The organism is Lentzea indica (assembly GCF_012184385.1).
GTDB classification, from domain to species: domain Bacteria; phylum Actinomycetota; class Actinomycetes; order Mycobacteriales; family Pseudonocardiaceae; genus Lentzea; species Lentzea indica.
In genome coordinates this window covers 35,625-58,859 of record NZ_VSRL01000031.1, presented here as the reverse complement: position 1 = coordinate 58,859, position 23,235 = coordinate 35,625, and the positions used below count along the sequence as shown (strand labels likewise).

The following is a 23,235-nucleotide window of genomic DNA, read 5'->3' as shown; positions in this document are numbered from 1 at the left end:
CCTCGACATCGCCCGGCGCCGGCTGCGTGGCGCGGTGCTGCGCCTGCTGTCGGCCGGTCACCACGAGCTCGCGGCCGAGGTGTCGCCGCTGCCCGACGAGCCGGTCGAGGTGCACGTGTTCACCGGCCCCGTCGAGCACCGCGCGCGGGGACTGGAGCTGCTGGAGAACCGTGGCGTGTTCTGCGCCGACTTCGACGGCCACCTGGTGACCGTGGGGCCGTGGGCGGAGGCCGTGGCGGGGCTGCGCGGTGGTGTGTCCGAGCCTGTGGGCTACGCGGACTTCGGCCGTGCGCACCGGCACGCCGTCCGTGCCGCCGAATCCGCGCACCCCGGTGAACTGGTGCGGTTCGGCGACGTGGCAGGCGCCGGGATGCTCGGCCTGCTGCACGTCGAGGACGCCCTCGCCTACGCGCGATCGCTCCTGGGACCGGTGGTGGAGCACGACCGGAACGGCCGCGGCGACCTGATCGTGTCGCTCACCGAATGGCTCCGCCACGGCCAGTGGGACCCGGCGGCGGCCCGCCTCGGCGTCCACCGGCACACGCTGCGCAACCGCATCGCCAAGATCGCCGAGCTCACCGGCCGGGACGTGGATTCGCCCGGCGCCCGAGCCGAGTTCTGGTTCGCCCTCCAACTTCTCGACCAGGCCGCGAACGGGCCTGGTGACCTGCCGGAAACGCGGGTTTGACCTCTTCGGCGCGGAACTGTCCATTCCGTACAACGCCGCCGCGCGAGTTGGCCGGAATGTCCACTGTCACCCGGTGCCGGACGCTCCCAGACTGGTCCGCAACCGACCGGCAGCTCTCAACGCAGGAAGGAGGGCCGATGTCGCAGGACCTTCAACCCTCGCTGCGCAAGCGGCACCTCAGCATGATCGCCATCGCCGGGGTCATCGGCGCCGGGCTGTTCGTGGGCAGCGGCGCGGCGATCGGCACGGCTGGGCCCGGTGTGCTGATCTCCTATGCCGTCGCCGGACTTCTCGTCGTGCTGGTGATGCGGATGCTGGGCGAGATGTCCGCGGCGAACCCGGACACCGGCAGCTTCTCGGCTTACGCCGAACGTGCGATCGGGCCCTGGGCCGGCTTCACGGTCGGCTGGCTGTACTGGTGGTTCTGGGTCGTCGTGGTCGGCATCGAGGCGACGGCCGGCGCGGCCATCGTGCACCGGTGGGTACCGGCCGTTCCACAGTGGACCTGGGCGCTGGCGCTGACCGTCCTGCTCACGCTGACCAACCTGTACTCGGTCCGTTCCTTCGGTGAGTTCGAGTTCTGGTTCGCCGGCATCAAGGTCGCCGCGATCACGATCTTCCTCGTCGTCGGCGGGCTCGCGATCTTCGGGATGCTGCCGAACGTGGCCGCGCCCGGACTGTCCAACCTCACCGGGCACGGCGGGTTCCTGCCGAACGGCTCGGGACCGATCTTCGCCGCCATGCTCGTCGTCGTCTTCTCCTTCTTCGGCGCGGAGATCGCCACCATCGCGGCGGGAGAATCGGACAACCCCGGCCAGGCCGTCCGCACCGCCGTCCGGTCCGTGGTGTGGCGCATCCTGCTGTTCTACATCGGCTCGATCGCCGTCGTCGTCACGCTGATCCCGTGGAACGACGCGAGTGTCGCCAAGAGCCCCTACGTCGCGGTGCTGGACGCCATCGGCCTGCCCTCCGCCGCTGTGGTCATGGACGTCGTCGTGCTGACCTCCGTGCTGTCCTGTCTGAACTCCGGCCTGTTCACCGCGTCCCGGATGGTGTTCTCGCTGTCGCGGCGCGGCGAGGGACCCGCGGTGCTGGGTCGCGTCTCCCGACGCGGGGTGCCGGTCGCCGCCGTGCTGGCGTCCACCGTGGTCGGTTTCGTGACGGTCGTGCTGAACTACGTCTCGCCGGACACCGTGTTCCTCTTCCTGGTGAACTCCTCGGGCGCGGTGGCGGTCTTCGTCTGGCTGGCCATCGCGGTGTCCCAATTGCGGATGCGCCGCCGCCTGGAGCAGGAGGCACCGGGCAACCTCGCGCTGCGCATGTGGGGCTACCCGTACCTGACGTGGGCGACGATCGTCGGCATGATCGGCCTGCTGGTGGGCATGCTCTTCGACTCCAGCGCCCGGTCGCAGCTGCTGCTGAGCCTCCTCGTGGCAGCGGTGGTGATCGCGGTGAGCGCGCTGCGTAGCCGCCGCCGCGCCGCCGCGCCGCCAGCGGTGGAGGCAGTGGAGACGGTCTGAGGACGAAGCCCCGCTGACTTCCAGGCGCTTTTCTAGCGGGGCCAACGTTCGTGGCGGTCGTCGATGCGGAACTCGTGCGCGTGGCGCCACGCGCCGCCGGCGAGCACGGCGTCGTGCAGGTGGTCGTGGCTCGCATCGAGGTCGTGGTGCTCGTGCTCCACCACCTCCGGGTCGTGCCGCGGCCACAACCGCAGCGCGATGAGCGCGGCGACCACCGTGACGCCGCCGAGGACCAGGAATGCCGTGGTCATGTTCGCGGCGCTGGCCACCCACCCGGCCAGCGGGTAGCACAGCAGCCAGCAGGCGTGTGAAAGCGCGAAGTCGGCGGCGAACAACGCGGGCCGGTCGCACGACTCGGCGGATCGGCGCAGCAGCCGCGCACCCGGCGTCAGCGCCAAGGAGCATCCGGCGCCGATCATGGCCCACAGCACCAGCAGCGCGGGCCAGTGCCATCCGCCGAGCAGCGAGGCGAACGTGGCGCCGGTGAGCAGCAAACCGACCAGTGCGGCGGAGGCGCGCAGCACCAGCGCCCGGTCGGTGACGCGGTCGAGCAGCTTGGGCAGCACCAGTGCGGCCGCCAGGGAGCCGATGCCGTTGAACGCGAGTGCGACAGCGACATCGGAAGGACTGCGGCCGAGCACGTCGCGCACGTAAGCGACCGTGTTGACCAACACCATCGAACCGGCGGCCGCGGCGGCGAGGTGCACGGCCAGCAAGCCACGCAGGCGCGGCGTGGCGAGATAGATCCGGATGCCGCGAGTCGTCGCGGCGTACAGGCTTTCGTTGCGGCTGACCGGTTTCGGTCGCGGCACCACGGCGGAGACCACGAGCAGCGCGGACGCGACGAAGCCGATCGCCGTGCCGAGGAACAGGTTGTTGAAGCTCATCAGCACCAGCAACGCCGCGGCAAGCGACGGGCTCAGCAGACCCTCGAGGTCGTAGGCCATCCGCGAGAGAGTGACGGCCCGCGTGTACTCGCGTTCGTCAGGCAGTACGTCCGGAATCGTGGCCTGGAAGATCGGCGTGAACGCGGCTGAGGCCGCCTGCAGCAGGAAGATCAGGACGTAGATCTGCCACACCTGGTCCACGAACGGCAACGTGACCGCGACACCGGCGCGCACCAGGTCCAGCGTCACGAGCACCGCCCGCCGGGGCAACGCCCCGAGCACCGCCGCCGCGATCGGCGCGACGCTGACGTAGGCGATCATCTTGATCGCCAGCGCGGTTCCGAGGACCGCTCCGGCGTCCGCGCCGGCCAGGTCGTAGGCCAGCAGTCCCAGCGCGACGGTCGCCAAACCGGTGCCGGTGAGGGCCACGACGTGTGCCCCGAACAGGTGGCGATACGTGCGGTTGCGCAGAACAGCGAGCATGCGTGGCACTATATGTGCTCATGTACGCACGCGACGACGTTGCAACAACGCAGGACTGGCAACAGCTACCTACTGGCGGACACGTCGAAGCGGCTGTCGACGGGTTCCGGATGCTCGCCGACTCGACGCGTTTCCGCATGTTGTGGCTGTTGTGCGGGGCCGAGTACGACGTGACGACGCTGGCCTCGGAGGTGGGTATCGCGCGCCCTGCGGTGTCGCAACATCTCGCGAAATTGAGGCTGACCGGACTGGTGACCGTGCGCCGTGAAGGCAGGCGGATGCTCTATAGGGCGCGAGGCGGCCACGTACGGCGGCTGTTGTTCGAGGCGGTCAACGCCGCCGATCACCACATCACCGGCAAACCGGACCACGACTGAGCGGCAGGAGACGGCTGTGGATCAACGACGGCGCACAATGACCCGGATCGTGGCGGCGGTCGCCATCACTGCGATCGTGCTGACGCTGCTGTACGCGGCGGTGGCGAACTTCTGACGCGGCCAGTAAGACGCGATCAGTAACGAGTGCGGTCGGTAGCGCAGGCGACGAGCAGCATCGCGGTGGCGAAAGCGAGCAGGTGGTCACCGCTGAGCGCGCACATGCACGCCAGCGCGAACCACAGCAGCAGCTTCATGGACCAAGGTTAGGGACCATATGACCTTGATCGCAGCTGAAATTGGGGAACCCTTAACAATCACGCACTATTGCAAATAGTGGGCAGGAAAATCCTTAGGTCAAGAACGCGAGGATGCTTTCGGCAAGCCGCGCTTCGATCGCGTGCGGGTCGGCGGCGGTGGTCTGACGGAACCTCTGCGAGGCCACCAAGGAGAGCAACCACCAGGCGGCGGCTTCGGTGTCGAGGTCGGCACGGAGCTCGCCGTCTGCCCGGCCGCGGTCGAGCAGACCGGTGATCGTGGCGGCGAACCGCCGCACGGCACGGCGGGTGGCCGCCTCGATCTCCGGTTCGTCGTGGATCGTGGACGCGTCAGCGAAGATCGCTCCCACTGAGCCCGCGCTGTGCACGTGCTGCAGGTGCTCGGGATCGAGCATCAACTTGAGCAGGCCGGAGACCGGGACGTCCGCGCTCGTGACGCGGTCGACCATGCGGCAGATGTGGTCGGCGGCGCGGTCGACGACGGCGGCGAACAGGGTCGCCTTGGTGCCGAAGTTCTGGAACACCACCGGTTCACTCACGCCGATCTTGCGGGCGACGGCCGACGTCTTGCACCGCAGGTAGCCGACCTCGGCGAACAGCTCAGCGGCCGCCACGAGAATCGACTCGCGGCGCTCCTCGGCGGTCATCCGGGTCCGGCGCTCCCGTTGTTCGGTCACGGAAGCATCCTAGACACCTCTACTTAGTCGTGACTAAGCTCGCGCCATCACGACTTAGTCGTCACTAAGTTAGAGGAGCAGACGATGCACAAGGCACACGAGAGGTCGCCAGGAGGCGCTCCCGGCGCGATCCGCCACGCTCGCGCTTACGAACTGGCCTCCGCCCTGGCATTCGCCGGCAGCCGACGCCGCATCTTCGGGCGCCTCGTCGCGCTCGCCGGCGTACGCGTGGGCGACGAGGTGCTCGACGTGGGCTGCGGACCCGGCTACCTCACCTCGCTCGCCGCGCAGGCTTCGCCAGGCGGACGCGCGGTCGGCGTCGACGTGTCCGAGCAGATGGTCGAGGAAGCGCGACGCAAGCGGGCAGGCGGCAACTGCTCGTTCGTGCTCGGCAAAGCAGAGGCGCTGGACCTGCCGGACGCGTCGTTCGACGTCGTGCTGTCCAGCCTGGCGATCCATCACATCCCCGAGGAGGCCAGAGGCCAGGCGTTCGCGGAGATGTTCCGGGTCCTGCGCCATGGAGGCCGGGTGCTCATCGCCGACTTCCAGCCTCCCAAGGGACGTCTGGCCAGGCACCTGGTCGGCGCGGCGGCCGGCGAGACGATGCGCGACAACCCGGTCGAGCGGATCGCGCCCATGCTCCGTGACGCCGGATTCGATCTCGGGGCGACCACGCGGGTCAGCTGGTTCCTGCACTGCGTCCGGGCGGACAAGCCGCTGTGAAGGGACGGCTCGCCGGCAAGCTCACCGTGGTGGCCGTGCTCGCCGGACTGATCATCCACATCGGACTCGGCTATCGCCTCGGCCTCGTGATCGCCGGGATCGCCATCGCGGCGCACCTGCTCGCAGGCGTCGTGGTCCGCAGGTTGTGGCGGCGCCGCACCCCGACCTGACACCATCGACGCCGTGCTGAGCAAGCTGGGTGAGCTGGAACGTGCGGCGATGGAGGTCCTGTGGGACAGCCGCACGCCGATGCTGGTGCGCGACGTCGCGGAGTCGCTCTCCAAGCGCGACCTCGCCTACACCACCGTGATGACCGTCCTGACCCGCCTCGCGTCGAAGGGCTTCGTCCAGCGCGAGGCCGATGGCCGGGCGTGGCGGTACTCCCCCGTCGCCAGCCGTGAGGAGTACGTCGCCCAGCTCATGCTCGACGCGCTGTCGCTCACCGGCGACCGTGAGGCCGCCCTGACCCACTTCGCCCGGTCGGTGAGCAGTCCTGAGGCCGAGATGCTGTCGCAGGCGCTCGCCGACAAGCAGGACGAGACGTGAGCGCCGCACTGCACCTCGTCGTCACGCTGGCCATCTGCCCGGTGGCGGCACACCTCCTGGTCAGGGCGCGATGGGTGTGGCGCGCACCGGGCACCGGCATCGCGTTGTGGCAGATGCTGGCGGCCACGTGGGTGCTGTCGCTGGCGGGCGTGCTGATCACGCTCGGCCTCGACCCGTACGACGCACCCATCCCCGAAGCGCTGTCCGCGTGGGCGGGCGATCCACTGTCCACTGTGACCCAGGACGTGCTGGTGGCAGGCGGGCTCGCCGTCCCGGTCGCGTTCGTCGCGGTGCTCGTCACCTCGTGGTTCACGGTCGCGCGGATCAGGCGGCGCCATCGGGACGTGCTGGCGCTGGTCAGCCGCACGGACGAGGCCGCGCCGGGCGCGCTGGTGGTCGACCATCCTGTCGCGGTGGCGTACTGCCTCCCGGGCACGCCGTCGTCGGTGGTGCTGAGCACGGGAGCGTTGCGCAACCTGTCGACCGCCGAGCTACACGCGGTGCTGGCGCACGAACGGTCCCATGCCCGCGAACGGCACGACCTGGTGCTGCTGCCGTTCGTCGCGCTGCGCCGGTGCGCGCCACGCGTGGCGGACGCGGTCGCGTTGCTCGTCGAGATGCGAGCGGACGACCGCGCCTGCCGCGAACACGGCCCGGAAGCACTCGCTTCTGCGCTCCACCGGTTCACGGCCAGCCCACCCGCAGGCGCGCTGGGCATCACAGCCGCCTCGGCACGCCTGGAGCGCATCGCGAACCGGACCAGCGCCTCGGCGTTGCAGCGGTGGACGGCGCTGGTCAGTGGCCTGACACTGGTGTCGACACCGCTCAGCTTCCTGGTCTTCTGAGCTCCGCCGGAGATCTACTACAAGCCGTAGTGCTACATTCCGTAGTAGATCTCCTTCGTCCACGGAAGAGCCTCATGATCGATGTGTTGCCCACGGTGCTGACCGTGCTCGCGCTCGCCGGCGCCGCGTGGTCGCTGCTGCTGATCGCGCTCAACAAACCGTTGCTACCGCTGACGAAGCTGTCGTGGACCCTGGTGGCAGGGCTCGCGGTGCTCGAGGTGGGACTGCTCGTCCAGGCCGTCATCGGCGTCGTGGCGCTGCTCGGTGCCGATCGCGACATCGAGCGCTGGTCGTTCGTCGGCTACCTGCTCGGCCCGGTGGTGATCCTGCCGGTCGCGGTCGTGTGGTCGGCCGCCGAACGCACCCGGTGGAGCGCGGGCGTACTGGTGGTGGCCTGCCTCAGCGTCCCGGTGATGATCGTGCGCCTCGGCCAGATCTGGGCGGGCCATGCCTGAGACGCGCCAAGGTCCCGGCCGGATGCTGATCACCGTCTACGGCGTCTTCGCGATCGCCGCCACGTCGCGGTCGGCCGTGCAGATCGCCACCCGCTTCTCCGATGCGCCGGTCGCCTACGTGCTGTCGGCGTTCGCGGCCGTCGTCTACGTGCTGGCCACCGTCGCCCTCGCGCTGGGCGGCCGCACGTCACGCCGGATCGCGCTCGTCGCGTGCTCGGTCGAGCTCGCAGGCGTCGTGCTAGTGGGCCTGACGAGTCTCCTTGTGCCGCAGGCGTTTCCGGACGCGACCGTGTGGTCGTTCTTCGGCATCGGGTACGGGTTCGTGCCGCTCGTGCTGCCGGTGCTCGGCCTGTGGTGGCTGCGGAGGACCGCGTGAGCCTGCTCAGCGACTGGCTGTTCACCAGCGCGTTCGGGATCTACATGGCCGCGGCGCTGCTGGGCGCCGCGGAGTGGTCGCTGACCCGCTACTCCGGCGGCGCACCCCGTGCCGCCATCCGATGCGGCAGGATGGGCGTCGCGCTGACCGTGCTGGGCGCTGGTCTGCACCTGGGTTCCTTGGTGCTGCGAGGTGTTGCGGCGCAACGGGTTCCGTGGGGCAACCTCTACGAGTACATGTCGTCCGTCGGCCTCATCGCGGTGGCGGCGTGGCTGTACCTGGTGTGGCGGCACAACGTTCGCCGCTTGTCGGTGTTCGTGTTGCTGCCGCTGGCGTTGCTGCTGTTCATCGGCGGCAACCAGCTGTACGCCGAGGTAGCACCACTGCAACCCGCCCTGCGGTCGTACTGGATCGCCATCCACGTCGCCGCCGCGATCATGGCCAGTGGCGTGTTCCTGTTGTCCGGCATCGTGAGCGCCCTGCACCTGTGGGCCGAACACCGTCCGGTGAAACGACTTCCGCCCGCCGAGCACCTCGACCGCGTCGCCTACCGCACCGGCACGTTCGGCTTCGTGACCCTCACGTTCGCGATCATCACCGGCGCGGTGTGGGCCGAAGCCGCCTGGGGACGCTACCGGAAGGTGGGCCTGTGCTCGGCTCTTTAGGGCGGAGGTGAAGGCCCGTGCTGAGAGGGCTGTCAAGACCTGGGCGGTGTCCTAGGCCGGGCGGTTTTGCTGCTCGATGTACTGACGCAGGCCACTGAGCGGGGCGCCGCCGACGGACCCGGCGAAGTACGAACCCGACCAGAGCTTGGTGGCCCGGTAGTAGTGCCGTCGCAGGTCTGGGAATTCCTGCCGCATCCGGCGGCTGGAGACTCCCTTGAGGGAGTTGACCAGCTTCGCCAGGGCGACTTTGGGCGGAAAGTCCACGAGCAGGTGGACGTGGTTGTTCTCGCCGTTGAACTCGACCAGCTCGGTCTCGAAGTCGGCGCACACCAAACGCAGTGCCTGCCAGTGCGGATGCCTTCGAGATCAGCCATTACCCAATGGGTACGGTGGCGTTGTGCAGCTCCGTTACAACTTCCGGATGTACCCGGACGCCAGGCAGCGCGAGGCGCTGGCCCGGTCGTTCGGGTGCGCCAGGGTGGTGTTCAACGACGGACTCAGGCTGCGCCGGCAGGCACGGGAGAACGGCGAGAAGCACGTCTCGGACGGGGACCTGTCCAAGCAGGTCATCACCCTGGCCAAGGACACACCGCAACGGGCGTGGCTGGGCGAGGTGTCGTCGGTGGTGTTGCAGCAGGCCCTCGCGGACTTGAACGTGGCGTACCGCAATTTCTTCGCCTCCATCTCAGGCAAGCGCAAGGGTCGCACGGTCGCGCCGCCCCGATTCCGGTCGCGCAAGGACAATCGGCAGGCCATCCGGTTCACCAGGAACAGTCGGTTCAGGGTGCTGGACAACGGTCGGCTCCGGTTGCCGAAGATCGGGGACGTGGAGGTCCGTTGGTCTCGCAGCCTGCCGTCCGAGGCCAGCTCGGTCACGGTGATCCGGGACGCGGCCGGCCGGTACTTCGCGTCGTTCGTAGTACGGACCACGGACGAACCGTTGCCGGAGACAGACTCGGCAGTCGGCATCGACCTGGGGCTCACCCACTTCGCGTCCTCTCGGACGGTACGAAGGTGGCCGCGCCGAAGTTCCTGCGCAGGGCTGCGCGCAAGCTCAAGCGGCTGCAGCAGGATCTGTCTCGCAAGACCAAGGGATCGAACAGGCGTGAGAAAGCCGTCGTGAAGGTAGCCCGCGCCCATGCGCGGGTGGCCGACACCCGGCGGGACTGGCAGCACAAGCTGTCCACGGCGATCATCCGCGACAACCAAGCGGTGTACGTCGAGGACCTGTGCGTCGTCGGTCTCGGCCGGACCCGGCTTGCGAAGTCCGTGCACGACGCGGGCTGGGCCGGCTTCACCAGCATGCTGGAGTACAAGGCCGCCCGGCACGGACGCACCTTCGCCAGGGTGGACCGGTTCTTCCCGTCCACCCGCATGTGCTCGGACTGCGGCCGGATCAACGAGAAAATGGCCCTGGATGTCCGGTCGTGGGTGTGCCCGTGCGGCAGCACCCACGACCGGGACGTCAACGCCGCGCAGAACATCAAGGCCGCCGGGCAGGCGGACTTCAACGACCGTGGAGCGCAGGTAAGACCAGCAGTGATGCCGGCACCGCGCGACGAAGCGGTAACCCACCCGGACGCCGCGTGTTCCACGCGCAGCGTGGAGGGAATCTCCGTCCTTTAGGCCGGAGAGGATGCCAATGGGGCTGGGATCCCAAGGAGACGGTCGCGTTCGTCTCGTGGGTTTGCTATGTCGCTTACCTGCACGCCCGCTCGACCGCCGGATGGCGCGGCAAGCCCGCCGCGTGGATCAACGTCATCGGGATGATCGCCGTGCTGTTCAACCTCTTCTTCATCAACCTGGCGATCTCCGGCTTGCACTCGTACGCCGGCACTTCCTGAGTCGGGCGCCGCCGCGGATGCCTTCCGCGGCGCGCCGTCACCTGACCGCGGTCAGGACCTCCACTGCTGGTTGGACTGACCCGAGCAGGACCACAGGATCAGCTGGGTGCCGTTGGCGGTACCCCGGCCGTTGGCGTCCAGGCAGAGGTTGTTGAGCGCGTTGGTGATCGTGCCGTCGGCGTTGACGTTCCACTGCTGGTTCGAGCCGCGCTGGCAGTCCAGATCGCCACCGGGGTGCCGTTGGCAGAACCCCAGCCGGAGGCTTCCAGGCACTTGTTGCCGTAAACCACCAGTTGCCTGCTGGAGGTGTAGGTCCAGTTCTGGTTTGTTCCGCCGTGGCAGTCCCACAGCTGGACCTGCGTGCCGTTGGCGGTGGTCGCCCCCGGAACGTCCGTGCAACGGCCGGAGGGCACCCCGATGATCTGCCTGCCCGCCACGGGATCGCCGATGGTGCCCGGCACGGAGCGCAGCGCGCTGTACCAGGTCGCGGCCATCTTGTCGTAGCCGGTGGCGGTCGGGTGGACGCCGTCGATCAGGTCGGAAGTGGTGAGTGCGGAGTGCATGTCGACCAGACGCACGCGCTTGCCCGCGTTGACCTTGCTCTGCACCATTCCGGGGATCGTGGCGTTGTACGCACGCGCGGCGGACTCCCGCTCGTCGCCGCCCATCGGGATGATCGTCGCGACGAACACGTCGGCGTTGGGCGCGGTGGCGGTGATGCGATCGACCAGGGCGGACAGGCGTGCGGGCGCGTTGGCCAGGTCGAAGTTCTGGATCACGTCGTTGGTGCCGATGTGCAGCAGAACGGTACGTGGGTTGGTGTTCTGGAGCCAGGTCACGACGTTCGCGTTGATCTGGTCGATGCGCCAGCCGGGGTGACCCTCGTGGTCGTGGTCGCCCAACGACGCCGGGCCGTTGAACTCCGCACCGACGAAGTCGACGCGGTAGTTCCCGCTCCCGAACCGCTGCCACAACCCGATGCGGTAGCCGCCCGGCACCTGCGTGCCCTCGGTGATCGAGTCGCCCAAGGGCATGACCCGTGTTCCACCGTTGGACTCCGCGACCGCCGGTGCGGCGGGCAGCAGCGCGGCGGTGACCAAAGCGGCAGCGCAGGCGATGAGCCGCCGTAACCTTGCCTGCATCATGTTCTCCTTGCCCACGTAAGAACGTTGCGTTAACGCTAACACTGAATAGCGCGGCAACGCCGTGTCAAGAAGACAATCCACTTGAGACGCTCCGGGACATGACCGGCCAGTAACCTACTCGCAGGGAAAACATCTCGCGCGCACTAGTCGTCAGGGCGATGAAGTCCCTGTCCTGCAACGCAATATGTCTTGCGTCGACCTGCGGAGGCCACGGTCAAAGCCAGTCGTCAGCGCCGGTGCCGCACCCCCGGCGGCCACATTTGATACGTTTCAATCGTCTGTCTCGGTTTTAGTGGGCCTTGCCGCCGCATTTCCCTGGTGTTAACGTTCACATCCCGCAACGCGCACCCGGTGTCACGCGTCCAGCGATGCCTTCCTCCGCCACAGGCGCCGAGCGGACCTCGGGAAAGTCAAGGCGGACAACGACATGGTCAAAACGGCGACGATCAGCAGCATCACCGCGGGGCTCAACGCCGCGAACGGCGCCCGTTCGACGTACGGCAGCGACTCGGCCAGCATCAGACCCCACTCCGGTGCGGGCGGCTGGGCGCCGAGACCGAGGAATCCCAGCGAGGCCAGCCCCAGCGCGATGGCGGGCAGGCGCAGAACAGCGTTGCGGGCGACCGGCCCCGCGACGGCCGGGAGCACGTGGTGAAGCGTGATCCGCGACGGTGACGCCCCGAGTGCGCGATGCGCGGTGATGTGGGCCGAAGCACGCGTCTGTTCCACCAGTGCGGCGGCGTGCGCGGCCAGGCGGGCCACGAGACCAGGTGCGACGGCGAGCGAGGCGCGATCGTGCCGGGGCCCAGCACGGCGGCCACGAGGATGCCGGCGATCACGGGCGGCAGCCGCGTTCGTCGCCTCCGCCGTACCTCTCGCGATCCCCGGCAGGAAGCCGATGGCCATGGCGACGACGTAGGAACACACGCAGACCGCGACGGCCACGCCGATCGTGGCCGGTGCGCCGTGCGCGACCCGCGCCAGCACGTCGCGGCCGAGGCCGTCCGTGCCCAGCGGATGGGCCAGGCTCGGTGACGCGAGCCTGGCCGCGGTGTCGATCCTCAGGGGATCACGCACCAGGCCCCATCCGATCACCACCGCCATCAGCGCCGCGGTCCCCACGGGAACCGCGACGTGCCACTTGCCCGGCGTCGGCCGGGAATGGGCGGGCAACGACAACGCGGCGTCCCGCAGTGCCGGACCGAGCATGCGCAGGCGCACGACACCGACGGCCGCGCCGGCCACCAGGCCCAGCAGCACGAGTGCGAGCACGCAACCCTGCAGCATCGGCAGGTCCTGCGCCCGCGCCGCTCCCAGCGCCGACCGGCCGATGCCGGGAACCGCGAAGACGGTTTCCACCGCCACGGCTCCCCCGGTCAGGCCGACCACGATCAAGCCTGCCTGTGGCAGCAGCGGCGGCAGAGCACGCCACAGGACTCCTCGGACGAGGGTCGATCGAGTGCAGCCCCACGACCGCCACACCGCCACCCAGGGCTCGCGGAAGACCGCGGGAACGGCGTCACCGAGCAGCGTGCCCAGCACCGCGCCCGCGGGGATGCCGAGTGCGAGCGCGGGCAGCACGAGGTGGTGCGGGCCTGCCCAGCCGTACGGCGGGAACAACCCGAGCCACACCGACAGGGTCACCAGCAGCACCGCGGCGAGCAGGAACTCGGGCAGCGCGGCCAGCGCCGCACCGGTCGCACCACTCGCTCCTGCCGTGTCGCCGCGTGCACCGCGCATCAAGGCCGGCAGGCACAGCGCTGACGACACGACGAGCGCGACCACGGACGCCGCGGCCATCAGCGTCAGCGAGACCCCGAGACCGGACAGCACGGCCGGCAGCACCTCGGCGCCGTTGATCCACGATCGGCCGAGGTCACCACGCATCAGTCCGAACACCCAGCCGGCCAGCAGGTCGACGGGACCGGCGTCGAGGCCGAGCTGCCGGCGTACCGCGGCCAAGGCCTCCGGTGTCGGCTCCTGCTCGGCCGACAGCGCCCGCAGCACCGACAACGCTGGATCACGCCCTGACAACCAGGGCAGCAGCCCCACCACCGCAACGATCAGCACGAGCGCACCGAGCCGCGAGACCACGACTCCCGCGCGTCCGCGCACGTGCTCGGACATCACTTCACGTGCGTGGTCGGGGTGATCAGCGCCCGCTCGCGCGGGTCCTTCACCGAACCGGCGACCGAGGTGGCGTCACCCTGGATCACGCGCTCGTGCAGCATCGGGATGGCGGCGTCGGTGCGCAGCACGGCCGCCTCGGCCTCGAGGATCGCCGCGCGACGCTGATCGCCGGCCTCGGTGGCGTCGGCCTTCCGGACCGCCTGGTCGACGTTCTCGTCGCACAGCTGCGCGATGTTGAACGAACCGCCGCAGGTGAAGTCCGACTTCAGGTAGGCGACCGGGTCACCTGAGTCGATCACGGTCGCCCTCGACAGGATGAACATGTCGAACTTGCCCGCCAGCATGTCCTGCTCGATGTGGGCGTACTCGCGCACGACCTGGTTCACCTTGAACCCGGAGTCCTGCAGCTGCTGCTGGACGATCGCGGCGACCTCGGGCAGTTCCGCGCGGTCGGTGAAGGTCGCCAGCGTGATCGTGGCACCGTTCGCCCGGCCTGCCGCGACGCGGCCGGTGAGCTCCTTGCGGGCCTGCACAGTCCACGGCAGTGCCGGTCCGAGCAGTCCCTTGGCGACGTCGGCGCGGTTTTCGTAGACACTGCTGACGATCTGGCCGCGGTTGATCGTCTCGCGCACGGCGGCACGCAGCGCGTGATCGGCGAAAGGCCCGGACTTCGTGTTGAGGTACAACGTGTTGGTGCGCGGCATCGGCACCTCGCTGATGGTCTGCGGATCGAGCAGTGCGGCCTGCGAAACCGGGACCGCTTCGGCGATGTGCGCCTCACCGCTGCGGATCGACGCCGCACGAGCGGTGCCGTCCGGCACGAACGACGCGTCGATCCCCGCGGCCTTCGCCTTCTCACCCCAGTAACCGTCGTAGCGGTCGAGGGACGCGCTCGTGGTCCCGTTGATCCGCACCAACCGGAACGGCCCGCTGCCGGTGCCCACCGGGTTGACCTTGCCGTCCGCCGCGTACGCGCTTTCAGCCAAAATGGACAGCTGCGGTGACGACAAACGCTGCGGCAGCAACGGGTCCAGCGTTCCCGTCGTGACGATCAGCTTCTCCCCCGCCACCGACGCGGTCAGCGTGACGCCGTCGAGAATGCGCGGCTTCGGCACCGCCTTCATCGCCCTGGTGAGGGTGTTCACGGCCACCGCGGCCGTCAGGGTGCTCCCGTCGTGAAAGGTCACTCCCTTCCGGACGGTGAACTCCCAGACCGTGTCCGAGGTGCGCCGCCACTCGGTGGCCAGCCCAGGACGCGCGTCCCCGTTCTCGTCCAGCGTCACCAGCGTTTCCGCCGTCGACCAGCGGGACAGCTTGAACGCGTCATCGCTGAACGGAGTCAGGCCTGACCGCGGCGGCAGCATCATGGCCAGCTTGATCCTCCCGCCGCCGGACGTACCGGTGGTCTGCGCCCCGGAGGCGAAGCACCCGGCGAGGAGAGCCGAAACGGCGGTGAGTCCAACGGCGACCAGCGGCGCGCGGCGATGCATGGAGGATCCCTGTCGTCATGAGAACGCTAACAACCTGCGACGGTAGCTCATGACAATCATTTGCATCTAGGTGGCGAGTCGCACATCACGTGGCCGGACTTCGTTCCGATGTGGACGGTTCGGTCAGTGGAGATCCACCGGTCCGTAGAGCGCGTGCTCGGCACCGGTGACGAACGCCCAGTACCGGTCGCCATAGGACCAGTGCCACCACTCGGTGGGGTAGTTGACCAGCCCTGCTCCGCCCAGTGCGTCGGCGAGAAGTTGCCGGTTGGCGCGGGCCGCCGGGCTGACGTTCTCCGCCGCCGTGTAGCAGGCGCCTTCGCTTTCTTCGGGACTGGCGTTCACGCGAGTCCCCATGTCGAGCTCCTGCCCGTCACGGGAGACGAGAGTGAGGTCGACGGCGGCGCCTGCGCTGTGCGGAGCGATCTCCGGCGGCGACACGTACCTGCTCGCGGCCGTCCGCACCTGCTCCGCGGACCAGTCCGGATGGCCGGCCCGCAGCTCGTCGGCGTAGCGCTCGAAGTAGAAGCGTTGCAGTGAGGGCGGCCGGTAACCCTCGACGAACAGGAGGCGGATGCCTTCCGGAAGCAGCTTCTGAGCGCTCAGCAGACGGTTCAGGAGGTCTTCCCTCAGGTACGCGAACGCACCTCGGTCATCGCGCTTGCGCGCGTCGACGGCGATCGCCTGGTCTCGCCGGACGTCGCGGAGAGGTTCCCCGCTGTCGAGGACCGGAATCGCCGCGATCCTCGCGTCCGACATGAGGACGACTTCACCCACGTTCACTCACTCCCGGTAGCTCCACCTGTGTTCACGCGACCGTATACCGGGTGATCTTGGACGTGGTGCCTGGCAGTAACAGGTCATGGCGTGGATCGCGGGCCCGCCGCGGCGAAACCATGGTCGTGTCCGCGAGGGAGGGACCACCATGGATCAGCCGATGCCGCCCGAGAACCAGACCAACCAGGTCGACGATCCACAGGTCGCTGTCCTGCCAGGAGCGACCGACTGGTCCCCGAACCCACCGGCCTTCGTACCCGAGCGGGTGTTCCGGCCCCGTGACGCGGTGGCCGCCGCCATCGGCAACGCCTCCCTGCTCAGCGTTGGGTACCTGCTGCTGGGGCGGCGCCTGCTGGCCGTCCTGGCCATGCTGGGGACCGTCGTGCTGGTGACCGTCGTCGTCGCCGTGCCGTCGGTGTGGTTCGAAGTGGCCGTGCTGGCGTGGTGGGCGGCCATGATCTGGCACGGCTGGTACCTCGGCGGAGGACGGGCCGGTTCCGTGGTGCGCAAGCACCGGCGGATCGCGCTCGCCGTCACGGTTCCTGTGCTGCTGGTCTTCGGGCTGGTGCGGTTCGACGCCGCGCGACTCGAGGGACACGTCACCGAGGCCCGGCAGCAGGGTGACTGCGCGCGGGCGGAGACCGAGCTGGCGAAGGTGTGGTTCGGCCACCGCGTGGTCGACGCGCCGATGACCATGCGCACCGACCGGACCGTCGACGCGTGCCGGCGGCTCCGGGAGGCGTCGGGCAGGCTCAACGACTCGTTGGCCAAGGGCGACACGGACGCACTGGGCGCCGGCTTCCGCGGCCTCAACGCGGTGCTGGCGGAGCTGCCCGGCCACGACAAGATGGTCGACGTCGCGCTGGACCGGTTCCTCGGCGGCCTGCCCACGAAGGACAGCTGCCGCACCAGCTCACTCACCGACTGGCTGAAGAGCAGGAAACCCACCGGCAACGGGCTGGACCGGGCGGCGACCGTGGTGCCGCGCGTCGCACCTGCGGCGCTCGTCGGGTGCGCCGACGAGCGGATGGCGGCCAACCACTTCGGCCACGCCCAGCAGCGGTACCAGCAGCTGCTCGACGAGTACCCCGGCCACGAGCTGACCGGCAAGGCGCAGGAGGGTGTCACGAAGGCGAGGCTCGCGGCCGAGCTGGCGCACGTCCGCAACCTGCACGGCGGCTACTGCGGCCAACCCGCCGCCTACAGCGGTGCGCCCGAGTTCCGCAAGGGCGCCGTCAACCGGGCGGTGATCTGGGGCAACCGCGAGTACGTGGACAAGCTGCCCGGTGACTGGCTCACCCACGACGTCGGCGAGGCCGTGCTGGTGGTGTGCACGGGCCAGACCGAGTTCGGTGCCCCGACGCAGACCTGCCCGTACCGGGCCGCCAGCACCGGCCGGGTCGCCGGTGTGACCTTCCGCAAGATCGCCATCCCGGTCAAGGCGTACGAGCTGCGCACCGGGAAGGTCGTGGTGGATACCAAGGTGGAGATCGGTGGCGAGAGCTGCCCGAGCACGTTCCTCGCCTCGGCCGACGGCCCGCCGCCGGACAGGTACGTGAGCCCGTCCGACGGCGACATCCGAGCGGGCTACGCCGCGGTGATCACCCCTTGACGGGTTGGGCGTTGATCGGGGGCCCTGGAGCACCCCCTCCTGGCCGCACGCCGGAGGGGGTGCTCGTCGGGACCGGCACGGTGGCGAGCCGCCGTCGGGGACGCGAGGACGACCTCCACGACGCCACATCGTGGCGGTCCGCGTCCCACTCCCGACACCGGGCCGGATACCTGGGAGCGTTCCCAGATGAGGCCGGACTGTAACCACGGGGAAGCGACTCGGGAAGGGGTCGTCGAATCTGTGGTCGATATCAGAGCGAACCTCATGTTGCACTTCGCGTAATCGAAGCGGGCAATCGTGGCTCGCAACTTCCGATCGGCCCCACCGAAACGGCCGCTCCCGCACACGCTCGGTAGATGAATTCGCCGAGACAATAGGCCATTTCAGCGAGAGGCCGTCGAACGACATTCGACTTCTTCGTGTGACAGCCACGTAAAAATTACGCCGAACGGCCTCAAGTAACGATGATCCTGTCGCGTCGACACAGCCTCCACCTGGCTCTTCTTGACTCCGAAAACATTCCCAGGGCCATTCGGCAGAGCGAGCGGACGACGTTCAGGTCATGACAAAAGCCCGATCGTCGGCATTTCTCGAAGCATTCGGCAGGCACCCCTGTCGGGAAGGTTTCGTGACCGTTACAGTCCCGAACCTGGGAGCGCTCCCAGTCGAATCCGAACCCTGTCATCGGAGGCTCACGTGCACAGTCGCATGTCGAGAGCTGTGGCAGCCGCCCTCGTCGCGTTGCTCGCAGGGCTGACCGGCCCTCTGATGCCGCGGTCGGAGGCCGCGCCCGCGTTCAACTACGCGGAGGCGCTGCAGAAGTCGGTCTGGTTCTACGACGCCCAGCGGTCGGGGAAGCTGCCGCCGGGCAACCGCGTGAGCTGGCGCGCGGACTCGGCGCTGCGCGACGGCTCCGACGTCGGGCTCGACCTGTCCGGTGGCTTCTACGACGCCGGTGACCACGTCAAGTTCGGGCTGCCCTTCGCGTTCAGCATGTCGATGCTCGCCTGGGGCGCCGTGGAGAACCGGGACGCGTACGCGGGCTCCGGCCAGCTGCAGCACCTGATGACGAACCTGAAGTGGGGCACGGACTGGATCATCAGGGCGCACCCGTCCCCGAACGTCGTCTACGGGCAGGTCGGCGCGGGCAACCCCGACCACGCCTGGTGGGGATCGGCAGAGGTCATGCCCATGGCCCGCCCGTCGTACAAAGTGGACACTTCCTGTCCAGGATCCGACCTGGCGGGCGAGTACGCGGCGGCGATGGCGTCGGCGTCTATGGTGTTCAAGGACACCGATCCCGCCTATGCGGCCACCCTGGTCACGCACGCCAAGCAGCTCTACTCCTTCGCGGACACCTACCGCGGCAAGTACAGCTCCTGCATCACCGACGCCGCGAACTTCTACAACTCGTGGAGCGGTTACCAGGACGAGCTGGTGTGGGGTGCGATCTGGCTGCACCGCGCGACCGGTGACGCGAGCTACCTGACGAAGGCCAAGGCGGAGTACCAGAAGCTCGGCACCGAGCCGCAGAGCACCGAACGCTCCTACCGGTGGACCATCGCGTGGGACGACAAGTCCTACGGGGCCTACGTGCTGATGGCCAAGCTGACCGGTGAGCAGACCTACGTCACCGATGCCAACCGCTGGCTGGACTTCTGGACCACCGGGCACAACGGCAACCGCGTGCGCTACTCCCCCGGCGGCCAGGCCGTGCTCGACAGCTGGGGCTCACTGCGTTACGCCGCCAACACCGCGTTCGCCGCGCTGGTGTACTCGGACTGGCTGTCCACACGCGACAGCACGCGCGCCAGGACGTATCACGACTTCGGTGTGCGGCAGATCAACTACGCCCTCGGCGACAACCCGCGCAGCTCCAGCTACGTGGTCGGGTTCGGCGCCAACCCGCCGCGCAACCCGCACCACCGCACCGCGCACGGCTCGTGGGCCGACAGCATCCAGGAACCGGCCACCAGCCGGCACGTGCTCTACGGCGCGTTGGTCGGCGGACCCAGCACCAACAACGACGCCTACACCGACAGCCGGAGCGACTACGTGATGAACGAGGTCGCGCTCGACTACAACGCGGGCTTCACCGGTGCGCTCGCCCGGCTGTACAAGGAGTTCGGCGGCACCCCGCTCGCGAGCTTCCCGGTGGCGGAGACCCCGGACGGTCCCGAGCTGACCGTCCAGGCGTCGGTGAACCAGAGCGCCGCCCAGTTCACCGAGATCAAGGCGTTCGTGCTCAACAAGAGCGCCTGGCCGGCCCGAACGTTCAACGGCACGTTGCGCTACTTCTTCACGCTCGACGGCGCCACCACTCCCAGCCAGATCAGCGTTTCCACGAACTACAACCAGTGCGGCACGGCGAGCGCACCGGCGCAGTACCGCGGCTCGGTGTACTACGTGGAGATCCCGTGCTCCGGCATCGCTCCGGCCGGCCAGTCCGCCTACCGCAAGGAAGTGCAGTTCCGCATCACCAGCACCGGCACGTGGGATCCGGCCAACGACTGGTCCCACGCCGGTCTCGGCAGCGGCAACGCGGTCGCCCAGACGGACCGGATCGTGTTGCGCCAGGACGGAAAGACGCTGTGGGGCCAGGAACCCGGCGGCGGCACCGACGACAGCGAGCCGCCGACCGTCCCGAGTGGACTGGCAGCCTCGAACATCGGCAGCACCAGCGTCACGCTGAGCTGGACCGTCTCGACCGACAACGTCGGCGTCACCGCGTACGAGGTTCTCAACGGCACCACCGTCGCCGGCTCGGCGGCCACCACCAGCCTCCTGGTCACCGGTCTCGAGCCGGACACGCCGTACTCGTTCTCGGTGCGCGCCAGAGACGCGGCCGGCAACGTCTCGGCCGCCGGCACCGCGGTCAGCACGCGGACCCTGCCCGGCTCCAGGAGCACGTTCGCGGTGCAGCACAAGGGAACCGGCGCGGCCGTCTCGAACCAGATCGGCGCCACGCTCCAGATGACCAACCGCGGCACCACACCGGTCAGCCTCGCCACCACGACCACGAGGTACTGGTTCACCGGCGACGCACCGGCCGCGACCTACCAGGTGTGGTGCGACTGGGCACAGATCGGTTGCGCCAACGTCCAGGCACGTGTGGTCAAGCTCGCCGCCGCCCGTCCGGGAGCGGATGCCTACGTCGAGTTGTCCTTCGCCTCCGGCAGCCTGGCGGCGGGCGCGGGCACCGGCGAGATCCAGCTGCGGGTGGCGAAGTCCGACTGGTCCGCCTTCGACCAGGCCGACGACCACAGCTACCGGGTCAGCGCCGCGCTCACCGACTTCGACCGGGTCACCGCCTACTCCGGTGGTGTCCTCACGTGGGGTGCCGAACCCTGACAAGCCTCGGCGCGGGACGTTCTGCGCGCCCAGGCGTGCCGCGCCGAATCCAGCACCGGCCGATGGCCGGCCCCTGCCCGCGTCCCCGGCACAACGCCGTGCCGGGGACGCGCTCTCACGGACGTGACGTGATCGACACGCGGCAGGTTCGCCCACGTTCGAACTGACGGTCGCTGACTCCTACGATGAGCGGCATGACGGAGATTGACCGGCAACGACGGCCCGGCCCGCGGATCGAGGAAGTCGCCCGACTGGCCGGGGTGTCCAAGTCGACGGTCTCCAGGGTGATCAACCGCGAGCCGTACGTGAGCACGAAAGCCCGCGACGCCGTGCACGAGGCGATCACCCGGCTCAAGTACAGCCCCAACCAGGCCGCCCGTTCGCTCGCGGGCAACAAGGCGAACGCCATCGCGCTGATCATCTCCGAACAGGGCAGCAGTGTGCTCGGCGACCCGTTCTTCGCCGGGCTGCTGCGCGGGGTGCACGCCGAGCTGGCCGGGCGGCACGTCCAGCTGCTGCTCATGCTCAGCCGCCCGGAGGACCACGACGACCTACTGGCCTACCTGGCCGGTGGACACGTCGACGGCGCGCTGCTCGTGAGCATGCACGGTGACGACCCGCTGCCGCGCCGGCTGCACGAGATCGGACTGCCGGTCGTCGCCGGCGGCCGCCCTCTCGGCGCGTCCTCCGTCCCGTTCGTGGACTCGGACAACTTCACCGGTGGTCTGGAGGCGGTGCGCCACCTGGTGTCACTGGGACGCGGCAGGATCGCGACGGTGGCGGGGCCGCGCGACATGGCAGCGGGGGTGGACCGGCTCAGCGGGTGGCGGCGTGGTCTCGGCGAGGCGAGGCTGTCCGCGGACCTCGTGGCGGAAGCCGACTTCACGCCGGAGAGCGGTGCCCGCGCGATGACCGAGCTGCTCGGCCGCGCACCCGATCTCGACGCCGTCTTCGTCGCGGCCGACATCATGGCCTTGGGCGTGCTGCAGGTGCTGCACGCCAGCGGCAGGCGGATCCCGGAGGACGTGGCGGTCGTCGGGTTCGACGACTCCCTGCTGGCCTCGACCGCGACGCCGCCGCTCACCACGGTCCGGCAGGACGTCGAGCAACTGGGCCGCACGATGACCTGGCGCCTGCTGGGCGAGCTCGCAGGCGAGGACGGGCTGCCACCGTCGCTTCTGCTGCCGACGTCCTTGGTGCGCCGCGCCAGCGCCTGAGCCCGAGAGCGATGAAGGGCGTGCTCATCGAGCGGCGAGGACGCGCGCCCACGGCTCATCGATGTCGGCCAGACCCAGCACGGCGACCACGTTGTCGAGCATTCCGGCGCCGAACCAGTGCCGCACGGCATCGTCGTCGCCGAGCAGCTGCCGAACCGTCTCGACCTGCTTGGCGTAGCACCGACGCACGGCCTCTCCTACGAGCGGCTCGGTGGCGGCGCAGTTCGCATGCATGAGAAAACGCAGGACGGTCCGGTCAGCGACGAGCGCGGCGTAGGCGGCACGCGCCGCTTCCACCGCCGCCTCTGGCCTGCCTGACGCCGGCGAGTGTGCGACCAGGGTCTCGGTCATCACGACGGACACGTGGTCGACCGCTGCCGCGAACAGTGCTTGCTTGTTCGGGTACAGGCGGTAGAGATACGGCTGCGAGATGCCGACCCGGTCGGCGATCTCGTGCGTCGTCGTGCCGTAGAAACCCTTGTGCGCGAAGCAATCGATCGCGGCGGCAACGACGGCCCGACGCCGCTCGTCGCTCTTGGTGCTGCTGCCGGCGGCGGGCATGGCATCAGTTAAACACGGCTCTTCTCAGCGTCCAAAAGTGACGCTGAGATCAGCGTCGGACGGTGTGAGTGCCTCGATCGCCACGAGCGGGTTCCAGTAGTCCAGGTAGTGGGTGATCAGCGCGTCGTCGTCGGTCCGGACGACGGAGATGCACGTCTGCTCGTACGGCTTGCCGGTCGGCAGTGCGGTACCCGTCGAGCGGAACTCTGCGATCACGAGACTCGGATCGACCGTCTCGTGGAACACCAGATCCACGAACTCGACGTTGAAGGTCTGGGGAAAGCTGCTCATGTGCGCGAAGAGCGCGTCCCGCCCCGTTACCCGCCTGGGCACGCCCGCCGGCGCGAACGGGAACTCGAGCACCCCGTCCGGGGCGAACAGCTTCACCCATTCGTCGGTGCGTCCCGCGGCGGTGAGCCGAAGGTGCTCGGACACGGCGTGCTGGGCAGCAGCGCGGCGGTGGGCGTCGACCTGCTCGACTGTCATGTTCAACCCCTATGTTAGTGATAGACCGATAACCTACCACGACAGACCTCACGGACGCCCGACCAGCATGCGGACCAGTGCACTCTGGGCCGGACCGACGCATCG

21 protein-coding genes and 4 pseudogenes are annotated in these 23,235 nt (G+C 69.0%); 15 read left to right on the top strand and 10 right to left on the bottom strand.

Features of this window, described 5'->3' with window-relative positions; all coding sequences use genetic code 11:
• Together FXN61_RS11685 and FXN61_RS11680 are read left to right on the top strand one after the other, a co-directional pair.
• Positions 1–688, top strand: a 688-nt coding sequence (locus FXN61_RS11685) for a PucR family transcriptional regulator (protein WP_167973107.1), incomplete at its 5' end; no start/stop codon positions are given.
• A 137-nt stretch (positions 689–825) separates the two neighbouring features.
• Positions 826–2,208, top strand: coding sequence for an amino acid permease (locus FXN61_RS11680; protein WP_167973105.1), 1,383 nt, complete (start codon positions 826–828; stop codon positions 2,206–2,208).
• Positions 2,209–2,240: 32 nt separating this feature from the next.
• On the opposite strand, the gene FXN61_RS11675 is transcribed toward FXN61_RS11680, so the two are convergent.
• On the bottom strand, positions 2,241–3,578 hold the full coding sequence (locus FXN61_RS11675; RefSeq protein WP_167973103.1) for an MFS transporter: 1,338 nt from the start codon (positions 3,576–3,578) through the stop codon (positions 2,241–2,243).
• Positions 3,579–3,598: 20 nt separating this feature from the next.
• Here FXN61_RS11675 and FXN61_RS11670 point away from each other — a divergent pair, with 20 nt between their 5' ends.
• Positions 3,599–3,955: an ArsR/SmtB family transcription factor gene (locus FXN61_RS11670; RefSeq protein WP_167973101.1), complete on the top strand. Its 357-nt coding sequence runs from the start codon at positions 3,599–3,601 to the stop codon at positions 3,953–3,955.
• A gap of 349 nt (positions 3,956–4,304) precedes the next feature.
• Here FXN61_RS11670 and FXN61_RS11665 read toward each other — a convergent pair whose 3' ends face one another.
• Positions 4,305–4,907: a TetR/AcrR family transcriptional regulator gene (locus FXN61_RS11665; protein ID WP_312877669.1), complete on the bottom strand. Its 603-nt coding sequence runs from the start codon at positions 4,905–4,907 to the stop codon at positions 4,305–4,307.
• A gap of 84 nt (positions 4,908–4,991) precedes the next feature.
• Here FXN61_RS11665 and FXN61_RS11660 point away from each other — a divergent pair, with 84 nt between their 5' ends.
• The 7 genes from FXN61_RS11660 to ccsA (FXN61_RS11630) all read left to right on the top strand — a co-directional run bounded on the left by FXN61_RS11660 (position 4,992) and on the right by ccsA (FXN61_RS11630) (position 8,517).
• Positions 4,992–5,630 carry a class I SAM-dependent methyltransferase gene (locus FXN61_RS11660; protein ID WP_167973099.1) on the top strand — a complete coding sequence of 213 codons (639 nt, stop codon included), beginning with the start codon at positions 4,992–4,994 and terminating at the stop codon, positions 5,628–5,630.
• Positions 5,627–5,800: a hypothetical protein gene (locus FXN61_RS11655; protein ID WP_167973097.1), complete on the top strand. Its 174-nt coding sequence runs from the start codon at positions 5,627–5,629 to the stop codon at positions 5,798–5,800. Before FXN61_RS11660 ends, FXN61_RS11655 begins: the two co-directional genes overlap by 4 nt.
• 49 nt (positions 5,801–5,849) lie before the next feature.
• Entirely contained in the window at positions 5,850–6,176 is a 327-nt protein-coding gene (locus FXN61_RS11650) for a BlaI/MecI/CopY family transcriptional regulator (RefSeq protein WP_223165403.1), read from the top strand.
• Entirely contained in the window at positions 6,173–7,021 is an 849-nt protein-coding gene (locus FXN61_RS11645) for a M56 family metallopeptidase (RefSeq protein ID WP_167973095.1), read from the top strand. Before FXN61_RS11650 ends, FXN61_RS11645 begins: the two co-directional genes overlap by 4 nt.
• Before the next feature lie 74 nt (positions 7,022–7,095).
• Positions 7,096–7,476: a hypothetical protein gene (locus FXN61_RS11640; RefSeq protein WP_167973093.1), complete on the top strand. Its 381-nt coding sequence runs from the start codon at positions 7,096–7,098 to the stop codon at positions 7,474–7,476.
• 22 nt (positions 7,477–7,498) lie between these two features.
• On the top strand, positions 7,499–7,852 hold the full coding sequence (locus tag FXN61_RS11635; protein ID WP_312877668.1) for a hypothetical protein: 354 nt from the start codon (positions 7,499–7,501) through the stop codon (positions 7,850–7,852).
• Positions 7,849–8,517 carry a cytochrome c biogenesis protein CcsA gene (ccsA, locus tag FXN61_RS11630; RefSeq protein WP_312877667.1) on the top strand — a complete coding sequence of 223 codons (669 nt, stop codon included), beginning with the start codon at positions 7,849–7,851 and terminating at the stop codon, positions 8,515–8,517. Before FXN61_RS11635 ends, ccsA (FXN61_RS11630) begins: the two co-directional genes overlap by 4 nt.
• A 51-nt stretch (positions 8,518–8,568) precedes the next feature.
• Here ccsA (FXN61_RS11630) and tnpA read toward each other — a convergent pair.
• Positions 8,569–8,862 (bottom strand): annotated as a pseudogene (gene tnpA / locus FXN61_RS11625) (IS200/IS605 family transposase); the annotation flags it as partial.
• Between the two features lie 76 nt (positions 8,863–8,938).
• Between tnpA and FXN61_RS56255 the strand changes: the two are divergent.
• A pseudogene (locus tag FXN61_RS56255) lies at positions 8,939–10,143 on the top strand (RNA-guided endonuclease InsQ/TnpB family protein).
• A gap of 17 nt (positions 10,144–10,160) precedes the next feature.
• A pseudogene (ccsA, locus tag FXN61_RS50100) lies at positions 10,161–10,361 on the top strand (cytochrome c biogenesis protein CcsA); the annotation flags it as partial.
• Between the two features lie 51 nt (positions 10,362–10,412).
• On the opposite strand, the gene FXN61_RS56250 reads toward ccsA (FXN61_RS50100), so the two are convergent.
• The 5 genes and pseudogenes from FXN61_RS56250 to FXN61_RS11595 all read right to left on the bottom strand — a co-directional run bounded on the left by FXN61_RS56250 (position 10,413) and on the right by FXN61_RS11595 (position 15,903).
• Complete coding sequence (locus FXN61_RS56250; RefSeq protein WP_376770629.1) at positions 10,413–10,634, bottom strand: ricin-type beta-trefoil lectin domain protein; 222 nt, start codon at positions 10,632–10,634, stop codon at positions 10,413–10,415.
• Between the two features lie 5 nt (positions 10,635–10,639).
• Positions 10,640–11,395 (bottom strand): annotated as a pseudogene (locus tag FXN61_RS11610) (GDSL-type esterase/lipase family protein); the annotation flags it as partial.
• Between the two features lie 465 nt (positions 11,396–11,860).
• Positions 11,861–13,633, bottom strand: coding sequence for an ABC transporter permease subunit (locus FXN61_RS11605; RefSeq protein ID WP_246291304.1), 1,773 nt, complete (start codon positions 13,631–13,633; stop codon positions 11,861–11,863).
• Positions 13,633–15,126, bottom strand: coding sequence for an ABC transporter substrate-binding protein (locus FXN61_RS11600; protein ID WP_167973087.1), 1,494 nt, complete (start codon positions 15,124–15,126; stop codon positions 13,633–13,635). The genes FXN61_RS11605 and FXN61_RS11600 overlap by 1 nt, the downstream gene beginning before the upstream one ends.
• A gap of 123 nt (positions 15,127–15,249) precedes the next feature.
• Positions 15,250–15,903: a M15 family metallopeptidase gene (locus FXN61_RS11595; RefSeq protein WP_167973085.1), complete on the bottom strand. Its 654-nt coding sequence runs from the start codon at positions 15,901–15,903 to the stop codon at positions 15,250–15,252.
• Positions 15,904–16,051: 148 nt separating this feature from the next.
• Here FXN61_RS11595 and FXN61_RS11590 point away from each other — a divergent pair, with 148 nt between their 5' ends.
• The 3 genes from FXN61_RS11590 to FXN61_RS11580 all read left to right on the top strand — a co-directional run bounded on the left by FXN61_RS11590 (position 16,052) and on the right by FXN61_RS11580 (position 22,083).
• The gene (locus FXN61_RS11590) at positions 16,052–17,515 is read left to right on the top strand and encodes a hypothetical protein (protein WP_167973082.1); all 1,464 of its coding nucleotides are present in this window, start codon (positions 16,052–16,054) and stop codon (positions 17,513–17,515) included.
• Positions 17,516–18,235: 720 nt separating this feature from the next.
• Complete coding sequence (locus FXN61_RS11585; protein WP_312877665.1) at positions 18,236–20,866, top strand: glycoside hydrolase family 9 protein; 2,631 nt, start codon at positions 18,236–18,238, stop codon at positions 20,864–20,866.
• Between the two features lie 194 nt (positions 20,867–21,060).
• Positions 21,061–22,083, top strand: a complete 1,023-nt coding sequence (locus tag FXN61_RS11580; RefSeq protein ID WP_376770627.1) for a LacI family DNA-binding transcriptional regulator — start codon at positions 21,061–21,063, stop codon at positions 22,081–22,083.
• Between the two features lie 24 nt (positions 22,084–22,107).
• Here the strand turns inward: FXN61_RS11580 and FXN61_RS11575 are convergent, their stop codons facing one another.
• Positions 22,108–22,644 carry a TetR/AcrR family transcriptional regulator gene (locus tag FXN61_RS11575; RefSeq protein ID WP_167973076.1) on the bottom strand — a complete coding sequence of 179 codons (537 nt, stop codon included), beginning with the start codon at positions 22,642–22,644 and terminating at the stop codon, positions 22,108–22,110.
• Positions 22,645–22,668: 24 nt separating this feature from the next.
• Positions 22,669–23,130, bottom strand: a complete 462-nt coding sequence (locus FXN61_RS11570) for a nuclear transport factor 2 family protein (RefSeq protein WP_167973074.1) — start codon at positions 23,128–23,130, stop codon at positions 22,669–22,671.
• Positions 23,131–23,235: the final 105 nt, after the last annotated feature.